Annotated in this window: 25 protein-coding genes; 8 read left to right on the plus strand and 17 right to left on the minus strand. The window is 43.0% G+C overall.

Annotated elements, in window-relative coordinates; genetic code table 11:
* Nucleotides 1-156 precede the first annotated feature (156 nt).
* Entirely contained in the window at nt 157-252 is a 96-nt protein-coding gene (locus NYE23_RS25295) for a hypothetical protein (protein WP_445662606.1), read from the minus strand.
* A gap of 56 nt (nt 253-308) precedes the next feature.
* On the minus strand, nt 309-926 hold the full coding sequence (locus tag NYE23_RS18660) for a DUF3298 and DUF4163 domain-containing protein (RefSeq protein ID WP_341079891.1): 618 nt from the start codon (nt 924-926) through the stop codon (nt 309-311).
* A gap of 161 nt (nt 927-1087) precedes the next feature.
* Between NYE23_RS18660 and NYE23_RS18665 the strand changes: the two genes are divergently transcribed.
* A complete protein-coding gene (locus NYE23_RS18665) occupies nt 1088-1816 on the plus strand; it encodes a UTRA domain-containing protein (RefSeq protein WP_341079893.1) in 729 nt (242 codons plus the stop codon).
* A 40-nt stretch (nt 1817-1856) separates the two neighbouring features.
* On the opposite strand, the gene NYE23_RS18670 is transcribed toward NYE23_RS18665, so the two are convergent.
* The 5 genes from NYE23_RS18670 to NYE23_RS18690 all read right to left on the minus strand — a co-directional run bounded on the left by NYE23_RS18670 (nt 1857) and on the right by NYE23_RS18690 (nt 6872).
* Nucleotides 1857-2678 (minus strand): PfkB family carbohydrate kinase, encoded by an 822-nt coding sequence (locus NYE23_RS18670; RefSeq protein ID WP_341079896.1) that lies wholly within the window; start codon nt 2676-2678, stop codon nt 1857-1859.
* A 13-nt stretch (nt 2679-2691) separates the two neighbouring features.
* A complete protein-coding gene (locus NYE23_RS18675) occupies nt 2692-3531 on the minus strand; it encodes a carbohydrate ABC transporter permease (protein ID WP_341080806.1) in 840 nt (279 codons plus the stop codon).
* 46 nt (nt 3532-3577) lie between these two features.
* Nucleotides 3578-4456: a carbohydrate ABC transporter permease gene (locus tag NYE23_RS18680; protein ID WP_341079897.1), complete on the minus strand. Its 879-nt coding sequence runs from the start codon at nt 4454-4456 to the stop codon at nt 3578-3580.
* A gap of 69 nt (nt 4457-4525) precedes the next feature.
* Nucleotides 4526-5812: an ABC transporter substrate-binding protein gene (locus NYE23_RS18685; protein ID WP_341079899.1), complete on the minus strand. Its 1287-nt coding sequence runs from the start codon at nt 5810-5812 to the stop codon at nt 4526-4528.
* A 70-nt stretch (nt 5813-5882) separates the two neighbouring features.
* Entirely contained in the window at nt 5883-6872 is a 990-nt protein-coding gene (locus tag NYE23_RS18690; protein WP_341079901.1) for an SIS domain-containing protein, read from the minus strand.
* Nucleotides 6873-7183: 311 nt separating this feature from the next.
* On the opposite strand from NYE23_RS18690, the gene NYE23_RS18695 reads away from it, so the two are divergent.
* Together NYE23_RS18695 and NYE23_RS18700 are read left to right on the plus strand one after the other, a co-directional pair.
* Nucleotides 7184-8917 (plus strand): ABC transporter ATP-binding protein, encoded by a 1734-nt coding sequence (locus tag NYE23_RS18695; RefSeq protein WP_341079902.1) that lies wholly within the window; start codon nt 7184-7186, stop codon nt 8915-8917.
* A gap of 170 nt (nt 8918-9087) precedes the next feature.
* The gene (locus NYE23_RS18700) at nt 9088-9312 is read left to right on the plus strand and encodes a hypothetical protein (protein WP_035331657.1); all 225 of its coding nucleotides are present in this window, start codon (nt 9088-9090) and stop codon (nt 9310-9312) included.
* Nucleotides 9313-9433: 121 nt separating this feature from the next.
* Here NYE23_RS18700 and NYE23_RS18705 read toward each other — a convergent pair whose 3' ends face one another.
* The 8 genes from NYE23_RS18705 to NYE23_RS18740 form a co-directional block, all read right to left on the minus strand.
* Nucleotides 9434-10261: a sugar phosphate isomerase/epimerase family protein gene (locus NYE23_RS18705; RefSeq protein ID WP_341079904.1), complete on the minus strand. Its 828-nt coding sequence runs from the start codon at nt 10259-10261 to the stop codon at nt 9434-9436.
* Nucleotides 10258-11241 carry a DUF6005 family protein gene (locus NYE23_RS18710; RefSeq protein WP_341079905.1) on the minus strand — a complete coding sequence of 328 codons (984 nt, stop codon included), beginning with the start codon at nt 11239-11241 and terminating at the stop codon, nt 10258-10260. Before NYE23_RS18710 ends, NYE23_RS18705 begins: the two co-directional genes overlap by 4 nt.
* The gene (asbD, locus tag NYE23_RS18715) at nt 11238-11513 is read right to left on the minus strand and encodes a petrobactin biosynthesis protein AsbD (RefSeq protein ID WP_076258380.1); all 276 of its coding nucleotides are present in this window, start codon (nt 11511-11513) and stop codon (nt 11238-11240) included. Before asbD ends, NYE23_RS18710 begins: the two co-directional genes overlap by 4 nt.
* Nucleotides 11510-12745, minus strand: coding sequence for an AMP-binding protein (locus tag NYE23_RS18720; RefSeq protein WP_076258378.1), 1236 nt, complete (start codon nt 12743-12745; stop codon nt 11510-11512). Before NYE23_RS18720 ends, asbD begins: the two co-directional genes overlap by 4 nt.
* Nucleotides 12746-12764: 19 nt before the next feature.
* Nucleotides 12765-14480, minus strand: coding sequence for an IucA/IucC family protein (locus NYE23_RS18725; protein WP_341079906.1), 1716 nt, complete (start codon nt 14478-14480; stop codon nt 12765-12767).
* Entirely contained in the window at nt 14452-16278 is a 1827-nt protein-coding gene (locus NYE23_RS18730; protein ID WP_341079908.1) for an IucA/IucC family protein, read from the minus strand. The genes NYE23_RS18725 and NYE23_RS18730 overlap by 29 nt, the downstream gene beginning before the upstream one ends.
* A 147-nt stretch (nt 16279-16425) precedes the next feature.
* A complete protein-coding gene (locus tag NYE23_RS18735; RefSeq protein WP_341079909.1) occupies nt 16426-17373 on the minus strand; it encodes an ABC transporter substrate-binding protein in 948 nt (315 codons plus the stop codon).
* A 165-nt stretch (nt 17374-17538) separates the two neighbouring features.
* Complete coding sequence (locus tag NYE23_RS18740; RefSeq protein ID WP_341079912.1) at nt 17539-19080, minus strand: AraC family transcriptional regulator; 1542 nt, start codon at nt 19078-19080, stop codon at nt 17539-17541.
* A 136-nt stretch (nt 19081-19216) separates the two neighbouring features.
* On the opposite strand from NYE23_RS18740, the gene NYE23_RS18745 reads away from it, so the two are divergent.
* Both NYE23_RS18745 and NYE23_RS18750 read left to right on the plus strand, forming a co-directional pair.
* Nucleotides 19217-20242 carry a FecCD family ABC transporter permease gene (locus NYE23_RS18745; RefSeq protein WP_341079913.1) on the plus strand — a complete coding sequence of 342 codons (1026 nt, stop codon included), beginning with the start codon at nt 19217-19219 and terminating at the stop codon, nt 20240-20242.
* Nucleotides 20242-21273, plus strand: coding sequence for a FecCD family ABC transporter permease (locus tag NYE23_RS18750; protein WP_341079914.1), 1032 nt, complete (start codon nt 20242-20244; stop codon nt 21271-21273). Before NYE23_RS18745 ends, NYE23_RS18750 begins: the two co-directional genes overlap by 1 nt.
* Before the next feature lie 52 nt (nt 21274-21325).
* On the opposite strand, the gene NYE23_RS18755 is transcribed toward NYE23_RS18750, so the two are convergent.
* Nucleotides 21326-21661, minus strand: a complete 336-nt coding sequence (locus tag NYE23_RS18755) for an antibiotic biosynthesis monooxygenase family protein (protein ID WP_341079916.1) — start codon at nt 21659-21661, stop codon at nt 21326-21328.
* A gap of 144 nt (nt 21662-21805) precedes the next feature.
* On the opposite strand from NYE23_RS18755, the gene NYE23_RS18760 reads away from it, so the two are divergent.
* Complete coding sequence (locus NYE23_RS18760) at nt 21806-23020, plus strand: MFS transporter (protein ID WP_341079917.1); 1215 nt, start codon at nt 21806-21808, stop codon at nt 23018-23020.
* A 178-nt stretch (nt 23021-23198) separates the two neighbouring features.
* On the opposite strand, the gene NYE23_RS18765 is transcribed toward NYE23_RS18760, so the two are convergent.
* Nucleotides 23199-24248, minus strand: coding sequence for an NAD(P)/FAD-dependent oxidoreductase (locus NYE23_RS18765; protein WP_341079918.1), 1050 nt, complete (start codon nt 24246-24248; stop codon nt 23199-23201).
* A gap of 213 nt (nt 24249-24461) precedes the next feature.
* Between NYE23_RS18765 and NYE23_RS18770 the strand changes: the two genes are divergently transcribed.
* Together NYE23_RS18770 and NYE23_RS18775 are read left to right on the plus strand one after the other, a co-directional pair.
* Entirely contained in the window at nt 24462-25307 is an 846-nt protein-coding gene (locus tag NYE23_RS18770; protein WP_341079919.1) for an ABC transporter ATP-binding protein, read from the plus strand.
* Complete coding sequence (locus NYE23_RS18775; RefSeq protein ID WP_341079920.1) at nt 25258-26184, plus strand: iron-hydroxamate ABC transporter substrate-binding protein; 927 nt, start codon at nt 25258-25260, stop codon at nt 26182-26184. The genes NYE23_RS18770 and NYE23_RS18775 overlap by 50 nt, the downstream gene beginning before the upstream one ends.
* Nucleotides 26185-26257 lie beyond the last annotated feature (73 nt).

Here is a 26257-nt window from a genome sequence, read left to right on the forward strand (position 1 = left end):
TATTAACCTAAAACCGCTTACTGCCTTTGGCAGAAGCGGTTTTCTTACTGCTTCATAATTCAATCAAACATTTAATTAAATCAGGTATTCTTTATGCAAGAACTCGTCTGTAAAGAATGATACAATACTTACCCCTTGACCGTTCAGCCCACTAAACTACACATTATTAAACCGTTTTAATATACCATCTTCCTCATGTGTATGAGGTACATATTTTGCCGCCTTTTTGACATTATCTAAAGCACTTCGCATTGCAATAGGGGTGTAAAAATGAAAAGGACACTGTCAAAGCAGCATCCTCCTTTTATTTAATTCACCGCCATCCTCCCCAGCGGCCCATTTTCATCAATAATATCCTGCAGACCATAAACGGATATCGGAAACATTGGGAATCCATAGGCATATGGCGTGATTTCATATAGCTGGAAATAGACAACAAGCGCTTTGTCTGCAATGTAAAAATCCTGGTCTGGCTTGATTGCAGTAAAATCAACCAGGAGCGGAATGTCTCTTTCTTTGATTTGCACAGCAATCAAGTCAGAAATCTTTTTTACATAGTCGCTTCCCGGCTTGAATAAATCCTTAAGTGCAACCTGCTTCCCTTTCTGAAGGTCAAACGTCAGCGATTTTATTACTGTCATTCCATGAGCAGCATGATAATGGTACACATAGTTGTTCAAAGACAAACTCAGCACATCCCGCTGATTATTTTTAATCTCATAATATCCATACAAATCCACAACGGTTGTATCCATATTGCCTGTCTGTTCGTTAATGAGCTGCTGGTTTTGCCTGAGAATGGTATTGTTTATCAATTCCTGCAGCTGCTTATTCTGCATGCCTGTTATACGGGGATAATAAACGACTTTGGTGGGCCCGGTGCTGATTGTCATCGTTTTGATGCCTACTGGAAAGTTGATTGCCATGGGTTATCCATCCTTTCTAGGTTTTTAACACATCCTATTCAACTCTAAAAAGTTGGCAACATCCATCTGAACATTTACATTTTTTTACTCATTTTGTCTATACTGTTCCTGTAATCTTGTTATATAATATTATATAACGATATATTTCTGGAGGAGCCTTTATGAAATTAAACAATTCAAGTTCAAGGCCATTGTACGAACAGTTAATCCATAATATAAAAGATGCTATTGAAAAAGAAGTATACCTTCCAGGAAAAAAAATTCCCAATGAAGGTGAACTTTGTGACATTTATGGAGTCAGCCGAATCACCGTTAGAAGAGCCATTCAGGAATTGGTGGAAGAAGGTCTATTAGAAAGAAAACAAGGAAAAGGCACATTTGTCTGCAGAAGAAAGTTAGCGCGGGAATTAGTTACGATAGATGGATTCTCTAATTTCAGCAAGCAGCTGGGAAGAAAATCATCTAAAAAAGTATTAGGCTGCGAAGAAATTAAAGCCACAAAAGAGGTCGCGAAAGCTCTTCAGCTGGAAGTTGATTCTCCAGTATTAAAGCTCTCACGAATCATGTATTTTGATAATGAGCCTTTTTCCATTGATGTTGCACACTATTCGCTTGAACGATTTCCGAACTTGTTTAAGAGGATCTTTGATTATGATTCCACCTATGATGTCTTAAGAAATGTTTATCATGTGGATATGCTGGCCAGTTCATCCAAGAAAATTCTTACTGCTGTGCCGGCAACGGAAAAAGAAGCGGAGCATCTGGACTGTGACATGGGAGATATGCTTTTTAATATTGATAAAACGGTCTATGATGATAATGGTATACCTATTCATATTTCCATGACGAAAGTTCCCACCACACATATCGCCTTTACTATCTCAACATAAAAGAAGAACCAGCTCCTAAATGAAGCTGGTTCCTTCTATGTTATAAAGCTAAAGCTTTCCCAAATCCAAATGCCCCATGGACTTCACACGTTCTTGCGGCTCTATAGGCAGCTGCCTGCAATGATTCTTCAATAGGATTTCCATTTAACAGATGTGTTAAAAACCCTGCTATAAATGAATCCCCCGCTCCAAGTGTATCAATCACATTCGCCTCTTCAATTCCTTGGTGGTATATGTTTGTCCCGTCTGACATGACAACTCCATTAGAGCCTCTTGTTATAACAGCATTTGGGCACCCCAATTTATGGATTTGGTTTATCAACTCTTCTATTTCTTCCTCTCTATAATCACTTCCTGAAACAAAGGCATAATCAATATAGGGGCACACCCTTTGTAAAAGCCCATCGGTAAAATGATTGGAAAAATCATAGGAAATCGAAATAGATTCAGACAGTTTCTTTAGCTGATCATCCAAACTGCTGTAGATACTCGTATGCAGAACATCATATGTTCTAACATAATCATAATCATCTTCATCCAGTTTCAGCCTTAATTTTGATTGAATGCCACCTTTATTGGACTTGATGAAAATTCTGTCTCCATCCTCATTCAGGTCTACATATGCTTTACCGCTCTCTCCATATGCTTTCCGGATTTTGCTGATTTCTACTTTATTTAGTTTCAGTGATCCGATAATATGTTCACCTTCTGCATCGTTTCCCACAATCCCAATAAATGCTGCTTCCTCAGCTCCATACTGTTTTGACAAAACCGCCACATTCAAAGCGTTCCCTCCAGGAAACATTTCGTTCCGGTCTTTATATACATCTACAACATTATCGCCTATTGCAATTAATCTCATAATTCTGCTCCTCCTAACCTTTTACACTGCCTGCTGCAAGCCCGCGAATAAAATATTTTTGCATAAATAAAAATAGGATGATGATTGGTGCTGCAGAAATCATTAATCCCGCCAATAAAACTCCCCAGTTTGTTTGGAGTGCATCCCTGAATTGCATTAACCCTGCAGGAATAGTTTTTAATGCATCAGAATCAACGAAGATTAAAGCAAACATAAACTCATTCCAAGTAAAGTAAGCTGTCAGCACAACACCCGTTAATATTATTGGCAAATTTAGCGGAATAAAGATCTTCGTAAAAATCCTCCAAGTATTGCAGCCATCTAAATAGGCTGACTCCTCTAACTCTTTTGGTACATCGAGAAAAGCGGCCCGAATCAGAAGCAGTGTAATTGGAATACGATAAGCCACATACGGAAGGATCAAGGCCAGATAAGTATCATGAATCCCCAATGCCTGAATGAGCTTATACAAAGGCACCAGGCTTACTTGCGGGGAAAGCATCATACCTGCCATACAGATAATTAGCAATGCATTTTTCCCTTTAAACTCAAAACGGGTTAAGCCATATGCTCCTAGTGCACTAAGGAAAACCGTCAGAAAACAAGTAGTTATGGTAACAATCGTACTGTTCAAAAAGTATCCGGAAATACCTGTCTCCCAAGCATGGGCATAGTTTGAAACAAGCCAGCTTTGCGGCAATGCCCAGCTATTTGCGAAGATCTCTTCTGTAGTTTTGAAAGAATTAATAACCATCCAAAATAGCGGATAAGCTATGATAACAAAATAGAAGATTAATATGGAGAATAAAGGAATTCCTTTTACTGCTGATTTATACCTTACGGGCTTCTTAATAACTGGATTTAATTCCTGATGGGTAATTGCTTTATTCGTCTCCACCCTAACCATCCTTTCCTGTTTTAAATAACTTCATCTGCACCAGCGAAACCAATAAAGTCAGGATAAGAATGACGGTCGCAATTGCTGAAGCATACCCCATTTGATCCTTGAAAAACGCTGAATTATAGAGGAGCGTTCCTAAAACCTCACTTGCATTTCCAGGTCCTCCCCCTGTTAAGATGTATGGTTCATTAAAGACGGTGAAAGCTCCTGTCAAAGTGATCAGGGATGCCACAAATAGCATTTCTTTTACTTGAGGAACTGTTACGTAGATAAATTTGCGAATTTTTCCTGCACCATCAATATCCGCAGCTTCATATAATTCCTTCGGGATAGCTTGAATTGCAATAATAAATAGCATCATAATGTACCCAATGCTCTGCCATTGAGATACAGCGATAACGGCGAAGATAGCTGTTTCGGACTGACCCAGCCATGCTCTTGTCCATTCTTCAAGCCCTAAAATAGCAAGCAGACTGTTTAATAAACCGATATCAGGATTGTATATAAAACTGAATAATAGAGCGATGACCGTTATGGAAATGACAACAGGGAGAAAAAACACAGTCCGGAAAAAACTGCTTGCCAATCTGGTAATTGGATCTTCCAGAATGGCTGCTAATACCAAACCTCCAAACACTTGAAAGATTATGGATATTACGGCATACCAGATATTATTTTTTAATGCTATATAAAAAACCTCATCTTTGAAAAGAGTAAGGAAGTTTTCAAAACCAACAAACACTTTATCAGGAGAAAATGCTGAAAACTCATAAAAACTAAATCGAAAGTTTTCTAGAATGGGATAATAAACAAATATGCCCATTAGCAATAAACAAGGGGCAATATATAAAAATGGAACAACTTTTCGGCTAAGCATATTGACCACCTCTTTCTTTTAAAAGGGGAGGCCAAATTCAGCCTCCTCTGCCACTATATATGGTTTCTATTATTTTTTGACCTTTTGTGATGCAGCTTGCACATCAGCCATCACTTCTTCCGGGGTTTTCTTTCCGTCCAGCATTTGCTGTGTGCCATTCAGGTATGCATCAACAATCGCAATATCAACAGCAGTATCAAACCATAGATAAGTTTTGTCCGCATTGACAATTAGATCAATTGCTTCTTCTTGTAATGGAGAGGCATTTTCGGATGTTGTTGTCCCTTTTACAGCACTATATTCACTAACTTCTTTCAGCTGTTCAGTGCCTTTCTCCTTTGAAGTTAAGAACTTAACAAACTCCATTGCTTCTTCTGGGTGCTTAGTTTTAGAAGAAATCATAATTCCCTCTGGTGCAGCAGTGATTGAATTTGGGTTTCCTTCCCCTCCTTCGATGCCTGGTGTATTAAAGACACCTAAATCCTCACCTAAAGAAGGTTCAATTAACCCAATTTCAGCTAATTGGAAATAGCCTATTGCTGCTTTGCCGCCATTGAATAGTTCACGAGCGTATTGATGATCAACTGAATTTACTCCTTTATTGAAGTAAGGTTCAAGTTCCATAAACTTCTCCAATGCCTTCACATATCCAGGGTGTGAAAAATCCCCTTCAGGGTTGTTCGGATCATAATCCTTGGCAATTACATCTTCTGGTACAATCAGTTCATTAAGAGAGCCAATATAATGAGAAATCGTCCAAGGTGCCTTGCTTCCAAAAGTAATTGGAGTAATGCCGGCTTCTTTTATCTTTTCTGAAACCTCGATGAGTTCACTCCAAGTTGCAGGGGGCTCCAGATTTAAATCGTTGAAAATCTTTTTATTATAGAAGAAGGCTTTTCCGTCTGTTGACCAAGGAATTCCATATGTTTTTTCATCCAATGTAAATGGCTTAAATTGAGATTCGATAATTTCTCCTGACCACTCTTTATCACTGTTGATATATTCTGTTAAATCAAGTGCCTGACCGGCACGTACAAAGTTATAAGCAAATTCACCGCTCCAGGAGAAATAGACATCAGGCGGATTCTTCGATCCTAGTACAACACGGATCTTTTCTTTGTATGAGTCATTCAAGACCGCTTCTGTTTTAATCTTTATATTTGGATGCAGCTCTTCAAATTCTTTAACAGCTTTTTCAAAATACTGCTTCTTTGGTTCAGTAGGCCAACGATGGAAAAAACGGAGTTCAATAGTATCGCTATCATTTGAAGAAGATGTGCCGGCAGATGAATTGCAGCCAGTTATTAAAGAAAGGAATAACATTGAGAAAATACCTACTATCGCTAACCTTTTCATCTTTTTTGCCCCCCATATAAATTAAATGAAGCAGTGGAAAAGTGGAGCCGCACTTTTCCACTCTATTAAATTAGTATTCTACCTTCCACATATATCTGCGTTTTGACAATGGATGATTTCTTTGTTCAGCTAAATTATCCGCATACTTTCTTAACACAAAATTCAACACAAGCGGAGCAATATAGCCTTTAACTTCCTCGTTGATTCCAGAAAAATCAAACTCTTTTGCATCCAGAACAACTAGTTTCTTTCCATATTTTTTTGAGAAATCCAGTGCTCTCTCTTCTAAGAATCTTGTTTCATCCAGTCCAAGGAGAATAATAAATGGTGTTTCCTCATCAATGATTTCAAATGGACCATGGAAGTATTCACCTGCATGTATGGCATGAGAGTGAATCCATTGCATTTCCATGAGGATACAAATCGCAAATGAATAAGCAACTCCATAGTTTGCGCCGCTAGCCATGGTATAAATAATCTTCTCATCTTTATACTGTTTTCCAAATTCTACAGCAGAGTCATGCGATTGTGAAGCCGCTTTTTCATACACAGATTGTAAGTTTTCAAGGCTCTTTTCAATCGCTAGAAACTTGCCATTTCCCTCTGCCTCTTTGAGGACTCCAAATACCAGCTGGTAGATAACTGAGTAGTTCGTTGTAAAAGCATTCGCTTCTTGTCCCCATTCGTATTTCAGAACGACGTCTGACGCCTGAGCCAGTGGAGAACCAGGCTCGTTAGTTAAAGAAACCGCCAAGGCTCCTTTACTTCTTGCGAATTTTGCGGCTTCCACTGTTTCTGGAGTAGTACCGGAATGAGAGCATAAGATCACTAACGAATTTTGTCCAAGTTTTGAATGATTGCGATGAATAAATTCATTGGAGCTATATAAATGGGCATCAATTTTCTTTGCTTCCCGATCGATTGCATATTTGCTTGGATACATAAGTGCGGAAGAGCCTCCGCAGGCAACAAAGAACACATTCTCAATATTTCTCTTCTTTACTTCCTCAAGTGCATGTTTAATTTGATTTTTAATATCTACCACTAATTCTGTTGTCATAAATAAACTGCCTCCTTGGTTTTTGATAGGAATAAACCTCTACCCTCCTCAAAACAATACACAACTTTATAATACGTTATATATTGTTATATTTGTTTATATAATATCCCCTCTTATTTTTATAGTCAACATACTTTTCTGAAAATTTTAAATACAATTATCGACATTCCAGTTTAAATGCCCTGTCGAATATACGAAGATGATGGCGTTTCATAGGATTAAACTAGCTGCCTCATGTTGGTTATAGATATGGAACATAATGTATAATTCAACTGGGAAGTAAATTTTTATGTGAAGACAGGAGTAAAAACATGGATACCCGCCAAACCAGTCTAAAACCATTCATTTCACTCATTCTATCAGCAAAAATTCCAAAGACGGCTCTCATCATCGGTTTAACAGCGAGCATTTTAACCACCCTGACTGGCCTGGTGGTTCCGCTGCTGACCAAAAACCTGGTGGACGGTTTTTCTGTTGAGTCTTTAAGCGTTCCGCTAATGATCGGAATAGGAGCAGCCTTTATCGTCCAGGCCATCATAAGCGGGATCTCCATCTACCTGCTCAGCTATGTAGGTCAAAAAGTGGTGGCACGCCTTCGGGATCGGATGTGGATGAAGCTCATAAGACTGCCGGTCCGTTATTTTGATCAGCAATCCAGCGGCCAGACTGTCAGCCGTGTAGTAAATGACACCAGCATTGTCAGGGAGCTGATTACCAATCACTTTCCGCAATTTATTACCGGTATTATCAGTATTATCGGTGCAATCATTATCCTGCTTGTGATGGACTGGAAAATGACCCTGCTGATGCTTACATCTGTTCCTATTACACTGGCAATCATGATTCCACTCGGCCGAAAGATGGCAAAAATATCCCGAGGTCTTCAAGATGAAACAGCCATCTTTACCGGAAACATTACCCAAACACTCGGTGAGATCCGCTTAATGAAGTCTTCAACTGCAGAGCAAAATGAAGAAGAAAAAGGATTGGATGGCATAGAGAAACTGCTTGGCTACGGTTTGCGGGAAGCCCGCATTTTTGCGATGATTGGTCCGACGATGTACCTGATCATGATGGTGGTCATCGTCATGATCATCGCCTATGGAGGCATGCGTGTGGCCAGCGGGACGATGTCAACGGGTTCTCTTGTAGCCTTTTTGCTGTATTTGTTCCAGATAATTATGCCGATCACTTCATTTGCGATGTTTTTTACACAGCTGCAAAAAGCGAAAGGCGCAACAGAACGGATCATAGAAATCTTAGAGGAGCCATTGGAAGAGGGACAGGATGGCATCGAGATGGACATCAGCAGCAAACCGATTACAATCCAAAACGTTTCTTTCTCCTATAGCACAGAAGAGAGTGTTCTGGAAAATATCTCACTGGAAGCCCAGCCAGGCCAGATGATTGCATTGGCCGGTCCCAGCGGCAGCGGAAAAACCACCCTGTTTGGATTGCTTGAACGATTTTACGAGCCAGCTGCAGGTGAAATTAAAATTGGCCATACACCCATCCAGCAGATATCTCTTAAATCCTGGCGCAGTCAAATCGGCTATGTTTCACAGGAAAGCGCTATGATGGCAGGTACGGTCCGTGAGAATTTATGTTATGGACTGGAAAATCCCGAAAACATTCCGGATGAGAAATTTTGGGAAGTGGCAAAAATGGCATATGCCGATCAATTCATTGCTGATTTTCCGAAAGGGCTTGATACAGAAGTTGGCGAGCGGGGCGTGAAGCTTTCCGGAGGACAAAGGCAGAGAATTGCCATTGCGCGCGCATTCCTTCGCGATCCTAAAATATTGATGATGGACGAAGCTACCGCAAGCCTTGACAGCCAATCGGAAGGCATCGTCCAGCAGGCGCTTACCCGTCTAATGGAAGGCCGGACAACTTTCGTCATCGCCCACCGCCTTTCAACAATTGTCGATGCAGATCAAATTGTCTTTATTGAAAAAGGCCGGGTGACAGGCATTGGCACACATTATGAACTAACACAAACTCATGAGCTATACAGGGAATTTGCAGAGCAGCAGCTTGCATAAGAAGCGGCCAGTCTATCGCAGACTGGCCTTTTTGATGCAGATCTTAAAAGTCTAAATCTTGTGATAAAATGTGACAAATTATCCATATAAACGGGAGGTTAAGTTCCTTATAATGGAATTAGGATCTTCATAGGATAGGATACACCAACCCAAGAAGGAGGTTGCTGACTATGCCATTAGATCATACGAAAAACATGCTTGAAACGTTAAAGTACTACAGCGATTGCCAAATCACCCAAACGTTTACAAAGGATCAATCCCAGATTCTAGTGGTTCGTTATATAAAAGAGTCTCATTCATTTGAGGTTACTTATACGGGAACTTCACAGAAAAGGACATATCCTTCCATTGATTCTGCCGCGGTTGCGATTGAACAGGCAATCGGCAGTCATTGATTCCTCACATGTCCCCCATATCAAAAAAACGCAGCCAGTACTCTCTATCGCGTATCAATACTGCGCCCATTCCCTTTCAATCAAACGTTTGATTGATTTTTTTCTGCTTGAAATTGTCCATTTACCTTGCTTCTTCAACCTGAAGAAGCGTCATAATCTCCCTGCTGTCTTTTGCCAGTATGCTTTTCACATTTGGCCCGAACCATTCCAGTGATGCGTCCATTTCCATCATTTCAGCAGCCTCTCTTAAAAACAGGCGATAATCCACCGCTCCTTCAAACAGTGAAACCATGCCTTCCCTGCTGCCGGCTGCTGCATATACATTATTAGGTGCAAAGACACCAAGCTTGCTGCGCGATTCAATATTTTTGAAATGAAAGTGCGAAACATAGGGCTGGAGCTGTTTAAGAGCAAATAGAGGATCCACCCCTGATTCCCATATGTGCAGGACATCAAAATTAACCCTTAGTGCCGGATGGTCCGTTTCCTCAAGAAGCTGAAGTGCAGAAGATGGATTATCTGTCAAAGTATTCGGATGAGTTTCTACCAAAAGCTGCATTCCCTCTGCTTCAGCCATTTTACAAAGCATCTTCATGCGCGAAACAAGCTCAATCCGCTCTAATCTGCTGATATCCGCACTGCCCTTGTTCCCGGCAAATGTCCGTATTTTGTCCGTTCCCCAGCGGTGCGCAAGTGAACATAGGGCGTTCATTTCGGCCATTAAGGCAGGAAGCGGTGCATCCAGGGGCAAATAATCGCTCAGCATACTTGTCTCCAGATTGTATGAGCTCAGCCACTCACTTCCATAATGGATATCTTCCGCCAGATTTTTGGCATGGACACCCCATAATTCAATTCCCTGTAACCCATTATTTTGGGCCCAGTGTGCAATTTGGTCAATGGATTGGAGATGATGCCGGAATGAGATGGTGCAAAGAGAAAGTTTCATAGAATGGCCTCCTTCATATTTTGAGATTGCTGCAGTTCAGACCAGGCCTCAAAGCTCTCCTGCAGCCCTCTTTTTATTTGAAATTCCAGGATATTCTGTTCTTCCAGCTTTGCAGTAATTTCGTCCACTAACCGCCTGTTTCCAGTCATAGCGAGCTTCATGGCCCGGTATTGGATAGCTGTATACCCTTTCACAAGTTTTTCGATTTCATCACACCAGGCTTCAAATCCTTCTTCATCATAGCCAAGCGATTCCCAGAAAAACGCAAAAGCATGTTCATAGGCGTACTTCCGTATGGCGAGAACAGGCAATTCCCTTAAAGCCAGTGTCAGCCCTGACAGCGGAAACTTTTCTTGTCCAGCAGCATGAAGCCCGATGATTTTTGCCACAGCATCTGTCATTGGGTTGCAGTCATGCTTAATGCATGTGTTAAAATACGCTTCAACCGTTTGGGCAGTTGGCGGGATAATACCCGCAGCATCAAAGAAATAGCCGCCTTCAGCTGAAGGATCCTCAATGGCAGCCAGGATCCGGTCTCTTGGAAGCACTCCTTCCCAGCGAAAGTCGGGATCATACATAAACCATTCCTCTTCGTTTTCCGTCCTTTCCAGCATCACGTAGTGTGGAAAAGGGCTTTGATGAAATTTATTTTCCCGCTCAGGAAGCTTCGACAGATCGAGCATCACCATTACATACTGATGGGGCTTTTTGTTTTCCAGCAATCTCAGCATTTCCTTCATATTTTCCTGTTTGCTTTGCTTTTCGTCGTACCATTTATGCAGCTTGATGCCATAAAGCATTTCATACCACTGATGAAAAAAACCATGGTCGATCCGATTGGAATGATACGTTAAAACTCCATTTTCCAGCACATCAAAATCGGCATCCCATACTCCGAAATAATAGGGCCGATGGTCAGCTCCTTCTGTCTTTTTGACTGCTTCGCACACACAGCTTACAAAACAATGCACTTTAATCATCCGGATCCCTCCGCTGCAGCTGGCTCCTGCTGGCGCTCCAGAAAATCAGCCAGGCTTCCTGCCGTCCGGAAGTCTTTTGGCACAAGCATTTCATCTGGAATATCAAAACCCATGTCTACTTCCAAATGGAGGATCAGCTGCAAAATCATGATGGAGTCCATATACAGGTCTTCATTTAAGCGCGCGTCTTCATGGAAAGCTTGAATAGAAGGCAATTCTAATTGATCCCGCAAAATGTCATAGATTACCTGTAAGATCTCTTGTCTTGTCATGCCAGCACTCCTTCCCCCAGCCTTTTCCGGCTGACCTTACCGTTTGGCAGCTTTTCGATTTCCTCCACTTTCTTAAATTCCATCGGAACCTGGTATGGGGCGAGATAACCCCTGCACCATTCCCTCAGCTCCTGTTCTTCAATGGGTTCAGAGCAGACATACTGTGCACAAACTCTTTCCCCTGAAAGCGGATGGACTTTTTTATAAACAACTGCCTCTATAATTCTCGGTTCTCCCTGCAAAACGTCTTCTACTTCCTGCGGATAAACATTCAAGCCTGCTACATTAATTGTGTCATCCATTCTAGCCAGAAATGACAGAATACCATTTTCTAAATAGCCAAGATCTTTTGTATAAATTGTTTTTTCCGAATCATGAATAAGGATTTCACCAGGATTTTGGAAGCTTCCGGCCTCCACTTTGACGTGCGGAAGCGGGTAGCCCATTTCACGCGTGTCGCTCACATCCGGATGAATGGCCACACATCCCGCTTCAGAACAGCCATATTGCTGAAGCACTCGGTTTGAAACCTTCTTTAATGCTTCCAGCCAGCCTGCAGGCATGAGCGTGCCTGATGTCATGACAGCATCCAATCGCTGCCCATCCGTTATTAACAGTGTTAAAGTATGCAGCAGTGCAGGAGCCCCGTAAAGAATATGCTTAGGATGTTCCTTCAGCTTTTTCAGCACATACTTAGGGTTCATATTTGTCAGAATGACCGGTTCTGCCCCGCGCCTTATGCACGCCAATACACCGCAGATTAAACCATAGGAATGGGTCGTAGGACAGGCAACGACTGTTGCAGTCTGATTATCAGCCGGCAAAACTGAGACATAGCTGTCAAGCTCGTTCTCAATCGATTCCCATGTGCGTTCAATGCACTTCGGATCCCCGGTCGTACCCGAACTCATTTGCACCAGAACTCCTTCCTTCTTATTTATTTGCTGTGACAAGTGAATCGGCAGGTGGATATTTTCATAAAGAAGGAAATGGCTTCCGGCCTTAATTGCCATCCTGATGGCACCTTCTTTCGGTACAGAGGGATGGAGGGGGACAATGGATCCTCCTTTACTGCGTACAAATAAACAGAGTGCAAGCCATTGAAAAGCATCCGGCATACAAACAGCCAATCTACGATTCCGGCAATCTTTTAAATGAGGTATATTTTCAAATACCGTATATTGTCTTTTAAGATCATCCCGCGTATAGTACTGATCATTTACAAAAAACATCTCAATTCTCCTTTGGGTTCTATGCTAAAGAGTTAGTGACAAGATGGCGGAACCCGCCAGCTTCTTCTTTTTGGACCTTCCTTTTCAGCAGCGACTCGGCATAAACCATAGGGGCTGTATGCTGCAGAAGGTAATTTCGGAAAATCAATTCAGGATAGCAGCTCATGTGCCCGGCAAGCGTCTCGCCAGCCAGCGCCCAAAACTTTTTCTCACTGTAGCCGTACTGCTCTTCAAGCGCAAAAGACAGTTCTGTTAGATGAAAAACAAACAATGTATCCATAACAAGCTCTCGTAGTGCTTCAATGGAATTCATCCAATAGTACTCATTGTCCCCGCCTTTTTTAAACTGCTCATGAATCTCTCCAAAGTCAGGAATCCGGCTGGGCTCTGCCAAAAAGTCATGATGATACTCTGTACTGTCATGGAAATCCCGCAAAACAACACGGGTTGGCCAGCCGTTTTTATGAAGGAGTATCATGTTCTGGGCATGTGCCTCCACAGCTATGCCATGAGCGGCGAGCATATGCCAGACCGGAACCACACTTACTTCCATCAGCCTTTTTAACCAGCTTTCAATTCCATAGTATTTCAGCCATTCACCTATAAATGGGGAACCATCCCTCTCCATTAAAGGAAGTGCTGTAAAAGGCACAGCCTCCTCACCCTCTTCCATGTAGAGACGAACACTTTCCCGCCAAATAGCTCCCAGTTTTGCCTCTGTTTCTTCATCTGTAGGCTGATAGGTAATCCCTGCATACTCCTTCAAAATGATCAAGGAAGCTTCTTCCTTTAAAAATGGATCAGCTTCCACCGTGTCAGCTATCCATTTGGAAATATGGGGAGCAGCACAGATGGCGTGAGTGTCTAATGTTCTAAGCGATGAGGTATTCACCATATTCATAGATAGTTTTAAGTGAGCTTTCTTTGGATTCGCCACGTTCCAAAGCGTCCGGACCGACTGGGTTGCCCGGTAAGAATCCCCGCTGCTTTTTAGCAGAACGACATCTCCTCGCTCCAGTTCATCTTTTATATGATTTACCTGCCATGGATGTATTGGCAGAAAAGTGTATTCTTCAAAGGTTTTTCCCAGCTCATGCAGCTCGGTCAGCAGCTGTCCGAACAGAAGAGGACCCAGCTCCTTCTCCCAGAATTCCTTCTCACCATGTGGGAGAGCCATTTGGCTATGCTCCCGTCTGAATGCAGCCCATTGCAGCTCAAAAGATCGCCCTGCTTCCGGACCAAATGCAGCATGGTCTTCAAGAGAGAATCCAGTCCTTGCCTTAAAACATGGATGATAGGGATGCCCTTCCCAAACTTCAGACTCCAGGTCTTCATAACTGAATGTTCTCCTTGAAAGAGACGGCATGAGATATTTTTCATTCCATTCACTCAGCAGAATGGTTTGAAGCAGCTCGTGAATAAGCTTGTTTCTTCTATCCGGGTCGGATACAAGGTCCTCTGCCAGCTCCTCTATGCTCGTTGCCGTACGGGAACCATTGCTTTGCACGGAACAGATGCTGTCTTCCTTTAGCCGCACACGGTCAAATGCTGCAATCCTTCCCTCACAGCAATAAGTCCGCTGATTTCCGAAAACGGTGAAGCTCAATAAAGGTTCTTCCGGCTGGTGCGCTGTATTTTCATAATCCATCAGCCCTTCAAAAAGAACGGCCTCCAGTAACTGTCGTATGACTCTTTTTTCAGCTTTCTTAGATGGCAGCGGATGCAGCTTCTGCATAGTTCTCCTCCTCATTCACAAAGGCAAAAGGATTTGGGATATAGGTGTAAACGGCTTGTTCGTTCTTCGCCAGCAGTTCATCCACATCATGGAAACGGGTTAACAGGTTGGCTTTATAGGAAAGCTTCTCTGAGTGCAGGATATGGCCGATGAATGCTTTCCCCTGTCCAGACAGCTCTTGTTCAAGTATGCGAAGCTGCTTCCGGCACCATTCAATCAAACGGGCTTCACTGACGAGACCGTCCTGTCCAAATCGGCAAATCACAGAAAAGAGCTGATTCATAAACAGGTAATAGGTGAATCGTTCCTGAATGAGGTCATCTTCATAAAATAGTTCCGGGCATTCTGCCAATTGCGGCAAAAGGCAGGATAAATCTTTCCTATAATCGTTTGATAGATAATAGCCCTGATTATCACGGTAGTAGTATGCTTCTGGGTATCCTGATGATAAATCCAGAACGCTATTTTGCTGATGGGCCTCAAGTGCAAGCCCATGTTCATCATATAATCGGAGCAGAGACTCAATTGAGCATCTCCAATACTTTTCGAACCAGTCCATGCTGATTTGCTGCCGATCTCTTCTCTCTGTCTTTTCCAGCCTTTCAATTGTCCGCTGCAGTCTTGAGCGTTCATCCGGCAGCGGATCCTGAACCAATGCCGCGATGGAACTAATCCCCTTATCCGCTCCTTCTCGAAAAGGGTTAGACCGAATAATGACCTCGAACCCTGACTCTTTATGCCCCTGCAATTCAGCTGTTATATAGGCCGGATCATCAATCATCCGAAATGCCGGATATTTTTCCGTAAAGCGAAGCTTATCCATTAGTTCCGTCATAGCGGTACCTGCTTTTAGTTCATGAAGGCGGTTCGTCCTTAATGAATTTGTAATTTTTACCGGAACAGAAAATTTGAACATCCATTCATTTTCCGGGCTGTAAACCGTTCTGATGGAAGAGGTAGCTGAATAATAAGCTCCCATTAGGCCAAGATCTTTTATAAGATTTTTTTCAACCGCCTTTCTGACATGATTCTGCTGAAGCAGCCATTGAGCCTGAAGAGGGTGCATCGGAATGAGGCAGTTGTTATGCGGGACAGTAAAATGCGGTATCGATTTCTTTAGTGTATGAAGTATAATATCGCTTGCGCTATTCAGATTAGCTGAAGCTTCCTTGACTAACGCCCGGTCTACCAGGAAATAGTGAAGCTGAAAACGGCCCTTTAACTCCGGTGCATACTGCGGATGCTGCCATCCGGCCATTCCCTGCCTGCTCTTCGGTGTAGGGTGAAGCCAGTGCCCAAACAAAAGTGATTGCTCGGCTTCAATGAAGGTGCTTTCTTCGGAATAGAGGCTATTTTCGTCATTCATTCGTTCTTCAATGTACAAAGCCATTGTCTGATAACTCTCAATCAGCCTGAGCACCAGCTCATCAAAATGGGATGCAAGCTCATGGCAGCCATTTGATTTGGCCATTAAATGCAGTTCGTGGATAAGAGCAATCATCATCGGAAGCCGATCCTGTTGAATCCATTCCCGCCTTTGTCTGCAATATTTAAAGGCACCGCCGATCAAATGCCTGCCGGTTTGTGATTGGTAAATCACTTCCACTGCAAATTTTGCAGACTGACCCGGAAGTTCTATCTCCACTACGGATTCGCCTGATAGACTCATAGATGGCCGCTGCTCCTGCGCCCATTCCTCCCTTTCCATCCAATGTCCGCCATCCACTTCTCTTAAGTAACTATTTATAAAAGCTTGAAACGTTGCATTTTCTGCAATTTGTTTGGCTGAATGATGCATAATTCCATCCTTTCACCGAGTCTTTAGACCTAGTAGTTGATAACCTTTCTCAATAATGGTTAAAAAATTTGATTTCTTCTCTTGAAAGAAATCAATGTAATGGCAGAGACAGGGACCTGCGAAAGTCCCAGCCTCTCATTAAGGTGTTTATTCACTTAGGAGCAAGGATTCGATCTCTTTCAATCCTTTTTGGCGCTCAATCGGATCCCAATATCCCCATGTAGTCTTAAGAGTATGTACGTTGCCGTTCTGAACAGCTTTCAGGCTTTTCCAAACCTCGCCCTGTGTAACAGAATCATAGAACTCTCCACTATTAAAATAAGAAACATCGAGGATATGATCAGGATTATACTTTGCTAATCCTTCAATCGAAATATTCTCACCGAAATCCTCGGGAAGATTTTCTGCCGGTTTTAATTTCAAATCATCAAATAATAAGGAATTTGTTGCATGGTTTGTACGTCCATATACACGAATATCTTTTTTGTTAATTGCTACTGCCATAAATGTTTCATCGCCCATTTTTTCACTTACGCGGCTGCCGATATCTTCTGCTTCCTTCTCAAGATCTTCTATCACTTTCTTTCCTTCTTCAAGCTTGCCTGCTGCTTCGGCAACCTTCAGATGGTCTTCCTTCCAATCACCGCCCACTTCTACTGCAACGGTTGGAATGGTTTCAGACAGCTGGTCATAAAGAGGCTTATAGCGATCACTGATAATTAACAGGTCCGGATCCAGCTTTAAAATTTCTTCCGAGTTAATTTCATCAGCATAAGGCAGAACCTTCACACCTTCAAGCTCCTCTGTCAAATGCGGAGGAAACTCATTATCATACGCCATCACAGCGTAAGGCTTTACACCAACAGATACAAGTGAACCTTCCCATGATACATGCGACAGCAGAACGATTTTCTTCGGTTCGGCAGGAACTTCTGCTTTTCCGTACAAATGCTCAACGGTTCTTGTTTCCTCTGTTTTCTCCTCTTTCTTCTTTTCAGCCGCTTCTGTAGAAGCTTCCTCTTCTTTTCCACAGCCAGTTAAAATAAGTAAAAATAACATAAAAACAACACTCAAAGGAGCAAAAAACTTCTTCATGGATAATCCCTCCCAATCAATAATGAAATTCATTCTCAATGATAATCATTATCACCATTACTGAACATGGACATTTTTAACTTCCTTCATGAACAAAATGAATTTGCGTTATAAAAAAACAGCCGCAAGTCTGCAGCTGCACGTAAATTATTTTCTTTTAAATCTTTAGGCTTTCAGTTTGGCTTTAAGAATGCTTGAAGGAAAGGCTTCAAGCATCCGCTTCCTCCCAATCGGGCCCCACGGATCCCACTCATGGCTTTCAGGGTAATAGACTTCCCCGGTCCGGACAGCCCGGATTTTATTCCAATCTGGAGTATGGGCAGTTCTCCAAACATCCTTTTCATGACTCCATAAGATGAGAAGCTTGTCAGGGTTTAATTCAGCAATCTCTTTCAGGCTGACATTTCGGTAACCCTCCGCATGCAGGTCTGGATGCGGCTGGAATCCCAAACCTTGAAAAAGAAGTTCGAGAAGGGCATGATTTCCCTTCCCGTAAAGGCGTATTTCTTCCGGGCGAATCCAAATGACAGCCCACCGGCCATTTCTCGTTAATGGACAAAGCTCATCCCGCACTTTGCATTCCATACCATGAATGTCTTTTTCTATGCATTCGGCACGGCTTTCACAGCTGACCAGCGATGCTATTTCATAAAGATAATGACGCCAGTCCTGCTTCAAAGGCATATGATGAACTTGTTCCTGTTTTGAAAGCAGCACACTTTGAAGCTGAAATTGATGTAAGGGTGTCTTAATAATGCGGTCCGGATGGGTCAGCAAAATATCATCCGGCTGAAATGGTTTTTCTGCGTTTAACAATTTAGTTCCTTCCAGCTCTTTTTGAAGATAGCTCGGCACCCCGCTGCTTGCAGAATAGACGGTTGGGTAGGACGGAGCTGCAACTGGCTGGATTCCGAGTGAAATAAGGTGATCCTGTAAAAACAGCTGACTTACGACAGCGATTCGTTCACTGGCCCTTTTCATAAAAACAGTTGGCGGCATCCCTTCTCTGCTTTTAAAAAGGCGGCTGAAATAAAATTCATCCTGCAGCCCTATTTGCACGGCGACTTCTTTAGCTGTAATGCCTCTATTTTGGAGCAGCAATTTTTTTGCAGTCTTCATTCGTTCTGCATTTAAAAACTCTTTCGGGGACATACCGGTCCTTTTGCGGAAAGCTCTTGAAAATGTAACAGGGGTCATATTTGCTTTAGAAGCTAATTCAGCAACGGTTAATGGACGGGCCAGGCTGTTTCTGATCAGTTCCTCCGCTTCTTCCATTCTGTCAATTTCGGCCGCGTCTGTCAGGATGGACAGCAGTTCCCAGAGCAGGGATTGAAATCTGCATTGGGCCGAAATTGATTTTTCCTGCCGTCTTTTCTTCATCTCTTCCCAGAGGGGGACCATTTTTGCAGGTGCCTGGTCAGCAAGCGGACGGGATAACAAGTCTTTAAGCATATCGCCTTCTTTTGGCCAGGAAAGCAAATAAACAGAAAGAAGCGAAGAAGAAGACGATGTAAGGATGCAGGAATCCGTAATGAAGCAGCTTTTGCCCTCTTCTGCCCTCAATCTCTGGTTTCCGCTTACCAAGGTGCCTTTTCCCGATGATATGTAAAGGATTAAAAAATGGCTGCTCTTTTCATTTACTTCCCGGGATAAGCCCTCACGCAGATTGGATGCAGCAATTTCAAACATATGGCTCTTCAGCAGCATATTTTGACACTCCCTTCTTTTTCCTGAAATATGATTTGACAAATGATGTGGAAGGATAGTAGATTAATAACGATCTTCCTAGTCGATAACGATTCTCATTTTCAAATAAAAAATACATAGAAAAGGACTGATCATAATGGCCAGACCTGCTGCCGAATCCCTGCAGCCCGTTCACTTAAAATCTATTAAATGGGGCCTAGTTGCCTTAGTATTTGTTTTCTTTGGCCTGCTCGCTTCAATCGGACTCGGAGCCATCTGGATCTCCCCTTCTGTCGTTTGGGACTCTTTTGTCTCTTTTAAAGCCGGCCAAATTGAACACCAGCTTATCAGGGAAGTGCGTCTTCCGCGAGCATTGGGCGGTGCCCTTATTGGGGCTGCACTTGCAGTGGCAGGTACTATTATGCAAGGCATTACACGCAATCCGCTTGCCGATCCTTCAATCATAGGCATTACCCATGGAGCCGGACTTGCCATCGCCATTTCGCTTGCATTTGTATCAGGCGGATCCTACTGGATTCTTCTGATCTGTTCATTTGCAGGCTCTGCGGCTGGCGCTATGCTTGTCCTCTCTTTTTCCATGATTTCAAAAGAGCGGATATCTCCTGTAACCTTGACGCTTGCCGGTGCTGCGTTAAGCACATTATTCAGCGCTCTTTCCACGGGCATTGCCCTGTATTTCCAGGTGGCACAGGACTTGAGCTTCTGGTTTGCAGGAGGACTATCCGGAACTAAATGGCCGCATGTTTTTATACTGCTTCCCGCTGTTATCATAGGTCTGCTGCTTTCCCTATGGATCAGCCGTTCTCTGACTATATTGGCTTTAGGGGAAGAAGTGGCCGCCGGCCTCGGTCAATCTCAGCAGAAAGTCAGGTGGATCGGGCTCATTGCCGTTATTCTATTATCTGGCGCGGCCGTATCCATTGCAGGCGCGATCGGCTTTATTGGCCTTGTCGTTCCCCATATGGTGCGGATGTTAATAGGCTCTGATTACAGATGGCTCATTCCGTTAAGTGCCATTGCCGGTGCCCTTCTCCTGGTAATCGCCGATATAGGGGCACGGATGATCAATCCTCCATTCGAGACACCTGTCAGTGCAGTGACCGCCTTGATTGGCGTTCCGTTTTTCTTATATTTGTCCCGAAGGAAAAGGGGGTATATGTAATGGATTGGAAGCTGGCATTAAGCCGTTCCAAAACCTGGCTGGCAGCCTTTGTCGTTTTAATCATGGCCACCTTTGTATTGAGTCTGTCTACGGGTGTGATGCCTATCAGCTTTTCTGAAATATTGGGCACCCTCGCTGGCAGCGGCACCCCAAGGCAGGAGCTTGTTTTATTTCAGCTGAGATTGCCGAGAATGGTCATTGCCATACTGATTGGTGCCGGACTTGCTCTATCAGGCAGCATTCTTCAGGGACTTTCCAGGAACTCCCTCGCTGACCCGGGCATACTCGGAATCAATGCCGGCGCTGGACTTGCTGTCGTTTTCTCGATCTATCTTTTCGGACAGGAGAAAGGGAGCCTGCTCTCTGAACCTTTTTTTCTGCCCGTTTTCGCTTTTATCGGCGCTCTTGCCATTGCTGCTCTGATTTACCGGTTCTCATGGAAAGGAGGAATAGACCCGGAACGGCTTCTCCTTGTTGGTCTCGGATTTAATGCTCTATGCGGTGCTCTTCTAATGATTCTGCAGCTGAAAATGGATCCAAAGGATTTTCAGCAGGCAGCCATTTGGCTGACAGGAAGCATCTGGGGAACCGGGTGGCCTTATGTATGGTCATTGCTTCCATGGATTTTGATTCTTATACCGGCTGCCTTTTTTAAAGCAAGAACCATGAATCTTCTTCAGTTTAAGCAGGAAGTTCCGGTTGCTCTTGGCTTAAAAGTGGAGTCCGAACGCCGCTTGCTTCTTTGCCTTTCTGCTGCCCTTGCAGGAGCATGTGTTGCCGTCGGCGGCGGAATCGCTTTTATTGGCCTGCTGGCTCCCCATCTGGCACGGCGGCTGTGCGGACCCAATTACTTCAGCAGCCTGCCACTGTCCGGACTGATCGGAGCAGCTCTGGTCCTAATGGCAGACATGATTGGCAAAAACCTTCTGGCGCCAGCCGATATTCCCGTCGGAATCGTCATATCGGTTATCGGTGCACCCTACCTGATCTTCATGCTGCTGACCCGGAAAGGTTCCGGGATGAGGGTCTAAATTCAATAAAAATGCCCATTCAACAATCCCTTTATGAATGGGCATTTCAGCTTTATTTGATTTCAGCAGGCTCCCTGTATTGTTTTTGCCCCAGCACATGATATACATCCTGACGGCTTTCGATAATAAATTCAGGCTTTGGCTTCCCGCGGTTTGCACGGTGGCCTGCAATATGTATATCACTTGTTTCCCATGCCTTCCATGCCTCTTCAGATTCCCAGCGAATCATAACAATGATTTCTTCCTCTCCGCTACGCTGTTTTTTCTTTAATACATTCAAATCAAAAAATCCAGGCTGCTCTTCAATGATTCCTTCTCCTGCAAAGCGCTCCACCATTTTCTCTCCATGGCCCTCTTTAACCATAATTGTCTTTAATTGAATAAACATGCCTATTTCCTCCTCAGTTCTTTTTTGTTATTATAATTGATAACGATTTTCATTTTCAACTGTTTTAAAAAATAGATTCATTATTTTGTAAGTTTATAGTATCTTTAGATTAACGAAATTTTACTGAAATTGTGAGGCCGTTATATGTGGAAAAATAAAAATGTGTGGATTCTTTTAACTGGTGAATTTATAGCAGGGGTGGGCCTTTGGCTTGGCATTATAGGAAACCTCGAGTTTATGCAGGAAAAGGTTCCTTCTGATTTCCTGAAATCACTTATTCTTGCATCCGGTCTGCTGGCTGGGATTGCAGTCGGCCCCTTTGCCGGCAGAATTACAGACCAGCTGAATAAAAAAACTGTAATGCTCGGAGCAGGTTTTGTCAGGGCCATCAGTGTTATTTTCATGCTGATTGCTATTCAAACGGGATCTGTGTGGTGGATGGTTCTGTTCCTGGTTATGATCCAATTATCAGCAGCCTTTTACTTTCCTGCACTGCAGGCAGCCATTCCTCTTGTAGTTGCCGAAAAAGATTTGCTGCAGCTGAATGGTGTACACATGAATGTGTCCACCCTTTCGAGGATATTGGGTACAGCACTGGCTGGTGTTCTGTTAGTCATTCTGCCATTATCCATGCTTTATATCGGGTCGCTGGTCGCTTACCTTGCTCTATTCGGATTAACCTGGTTTATGGACTTCGAGGAAAAAAGGGAACAGCCAGGCACTGGAAAAGAGTCTGCCGGGAGCAGCGGAGGATTCAAGGAGGTTTTCCCGATTATTAAAGGCCTCCCCATTGTATTCATGACATTGATATTAACTCTGGTCCCACTGCTGTTTCTTGGCGGTTTCAACCTGATGGTCATCAACATCAGCGAGCTTCAGGACAGTTCATCCATTAAAGGGTTAATTTATACTGCAGAGGGAATCGGCTTCATGCTCGGCGCATTTATCGTCAAGCAAATCAGCCAAAAGCGATCGCCTTATGCTATCTTATTTTTCTTCTCATTTGTCATTGGCGTCTCACAGCTCCTTCTGTACTTTGCTGATGTGCCCGTTCTATCCATTGCGGCCTTCTTTGTATTCGGATTTGCCGTTGGCTGTTTCTTCCCAACTGCAGCCACCATTTTTCAAACAAGGGTGCCGAAAGAATTCCACGGAAGATTCTTCTCCTTCCGAAACATGCTCGATCGTGTTATTTTCCAAATTGTGCTCCTGCTGACAGGATTCCTGCTGGATGCCGTCGGACTTCAGGTAATGGTCGTGATCTTTGGCATTCTATCCTTAGTCATGACAGCTGCTTTCTTTGTTAAATTCAAGCAAATTCGGACAGAAGTACAAATAAAAGAAGGGATCAGTACGTAAAAAAGCGGCTCACATTATGTGAGCCGCTTTTTTACTGCTATTTTGCCTTAGTTCCAGGCGTTTTTTTCGGTTTATGTGCGGATAGCCTCATTTTATGTGCGGATAAGGTTTTTTCTGTGCGCATAACCCGGTTTTATGTGCGGATAAAAAAATTTATGTGCGCTTAAGTTTTTTGACCCTAGCGAACCAGCTGCTTCACTAATTCCCGGTTCCGTTTCTTAAAAACATCATTATGTGATGAAACCATCGCTGCCCCGGCTGCATCAGGTTCAATGTGCTGCTTCGCTTTATTTACTGCATTTGCAGCATCCTGGAAGGCTCCCGCAATTAAATGAAGCTTGCCGTCATGCTTAAGAATATCGCCGGCAGCATATAGCCCTTCAACTGACGTCTCGCTGTTTGCGTTGCCTGCAATATAGAAATCTTCGAGCATTTTAATATTCAGATTGCTATTTTTCAAGAGTTCCGTATCCTGCTCATATCCATGATTAATCACCACTTCATCGATGGCAAGATATGAAACCTCTCCCGTTTCATTATTGGTCAATTCCACCTGTTCAATTTCCTCGTGATTTCCGCCGGCAATTAATTTGGTGATGGACGTATGGTTAATGCAGATCACCGAACTATTCATCAGCTGTGAAACCTGAGCTTCATGGCCAGTTAACGCATCCCGTCTGCAAGTGATGTATACCTGCCTGGCAACAGGCTCCAATTCATTTGCCCAGTCTACTGCGGAATTGCCTCCTCCTGACACAATAACCGTTTTATCCTTGAAATGCGCAAGAGACTTGACTGTGTAATTTAAATTGGAGACCTCAAAACGCTCTGCGCCTTCAATTTTCAGCTTTTGCGGCTTTAGAATACCGCTGCCAACGGCCACAATCACTGTTTTTGAAAAATGCTCTTCCCCTGAAGACCCTTTTAAAACAAAAACTCCATCTTCATTCTTACTGATGGATTCCACCTTCTCATTTAGGACAACCGTCGGATTAAAGGTCAGCCCCTGCTCGACCAGCTGTTCAATCAGCTTTGCTCCCGGAGTAGGAGTCAACCCGCCGACATCCCAAATCATTTTTTCAGGATACACATGGATCTTTCCTCCCAGGCGCGGCTGAAACTCAATCAGTTTCGTTTTCATTTCCCTTAATCCGCTGTAGAAAGCAGAGTATAGCCCAGCTGGACCTCCTCCTATAACCGTTACATCAAAAATCTCCATCTGTTTCATATCCGTTCACTCCTATAACCAATTATTATTGATTATCATTCTCACTTCAACTATACGTCCTTTCTTCTCCTTTGACAATGAAAATTTCCCTTTGTACTTTTCCATAAATACTGTTGACTTAAAACTTAACTAGACTTATAGTAAAAAGGAACCGACACTGATAATCATTATCACTAATTGAAAATAAAATACGATATAAACGGAGGTTACATAATGGTCCGTCTATATACAGATGGCTTGAACATTGGGTATAGCGAACGGTTAATTGTAAAGGATCTCAGCGTCCAAATCCCCGATAAGAAAATCACAACAATCATTGGTCCAAATGGCTGTGGGAAATCAACCCTTCTAAAAGCCATTACCCGGATCATTTCCCATCAATCAGGCACTGTCATCCTAGATGGGGAGAACATTTCAAAGGAAAATACGAAAATCCTTGCCAGGAAGATGGCAATCCTGCCTCAAACACCTGAAAGTGCAAGCGGTTTAACAGTAGGCGAGCTGGTCTCATACGGTCGCTTCCCTTATCAAAAAGGATTCGGAAGATTGACAAAAAAGGATTATGAAGTCATCGACTGGGCACTCGAAGTGACAGGCACTAAAGAATTTAAATTCCGGCCAGTTGACGCTCTATCAGGCGGCCAGCGCCAGAGAGTGTGGATCGCCATGGCACTTGCACAGGAAACCGATATCATTTTCCTTGATGAACCAACCACCTATTTAGATATGGCACACCAGCTTGAAGTTCTGGAACTTCTTCAAAAGCTGAACGAGGAACAGGATCGCACCATTGTAATGGTCCTCCATGATTTAAACCAGGCTGCCCGTTTTGCTGACCATATCGTCGCACTAAAAGATGGTGAGATTGTTAGATCAGGAAGCTATGAAGAAGTCATTACACAGGATGTTTTAAGGAAGGTGTTCAATATTGATGCAGTCATTGGACGCGATCCCCGCACAAACAAACCAATGTGTATAACCTATAATTTACTAAAAGGAGAAAATCAACATGAAGAAACTATTGATCCCGTTTACAATCTTGCTGCTTCTGGTAATTAGCGCCTGCGGCAATACAGAAGAAAAAGATACAAGCTCGTCTGAACCAAAGGAAGACAAAAAATCGGGTACGATCACATATGAATCTGAAACTGGACCGGTTGAGGTCCCGGCTGATCCTAAGAGAGTTGTCCTCCTTTCAGGCTTTACAGGAAATGTTATGCAATTAGGCGTAAATATCGTCGGAGTGGATACCTGGTCCAAAAATAATCCTCGTTTTGAAGAGCAATTGAAGGATGCTGAAGAAGTATCTGAAGATAACCTTGAAAAAATAATTGAATTAGAGCCAGACTTGATTATTGCCTTATCTACTGTTAAAAACTACGATAAACTTAAGGAAATAGCACCAACTGTAACGTATACATGGGGTAAATTAGATTATCTTTCTCAGCATGAGGAAATTGGCAAGCTGCTTAATAAAGAGGAAGAAGCAAAGAAATGGACAGCTGATTTCAAACAGCGTGCTGAAGCAGCCGGGAAAGACATCCGTGCAAAAATTGGCGAAGATGCAACAGTTTCAGTATTTGAAATCTTCGACAAACAGCTTTATGTTTTTGGCGATAACTGGGCACGCGGAACTGAAATCCTTTATCAGGCAATGGATTTAAAAATGCCTGAAAAGGTTAAGGAAATGGCCTTAAAGGATGGCTACTATGCCATTTCAGCTGAAGTTCTTCCGGAATATGCAGGAGATTATATTGTATTAAGCAAATACTCTGATGCAGATCATTCATTCCAGGAAACTGATACGTACAAAAATATCCCTGCTGTGAAAAATAATCGTGTTTTTGAAATGGAAGGCAATGGCGCTTCCTTCAGTGATCCAATCACACTTGATGCACAGCTGGAGTTCTTTAAAGAATCATTTTTAGGCAACTAATACTTCAGGAGGGATTCTTAATTTTTAGGAATTCCTCTTTCCTATTAAAAAAGGCAGTTCCCAATGGCCAAAA

This window comes from Cytobacillus sp. FSL H8-0458 (assembly GCF_038002165.1).
Classification (GTDB): Bacteria; Bacillota; Bacilli; order Bacillales; family Cytobacillaceae; genus Cytobacillus.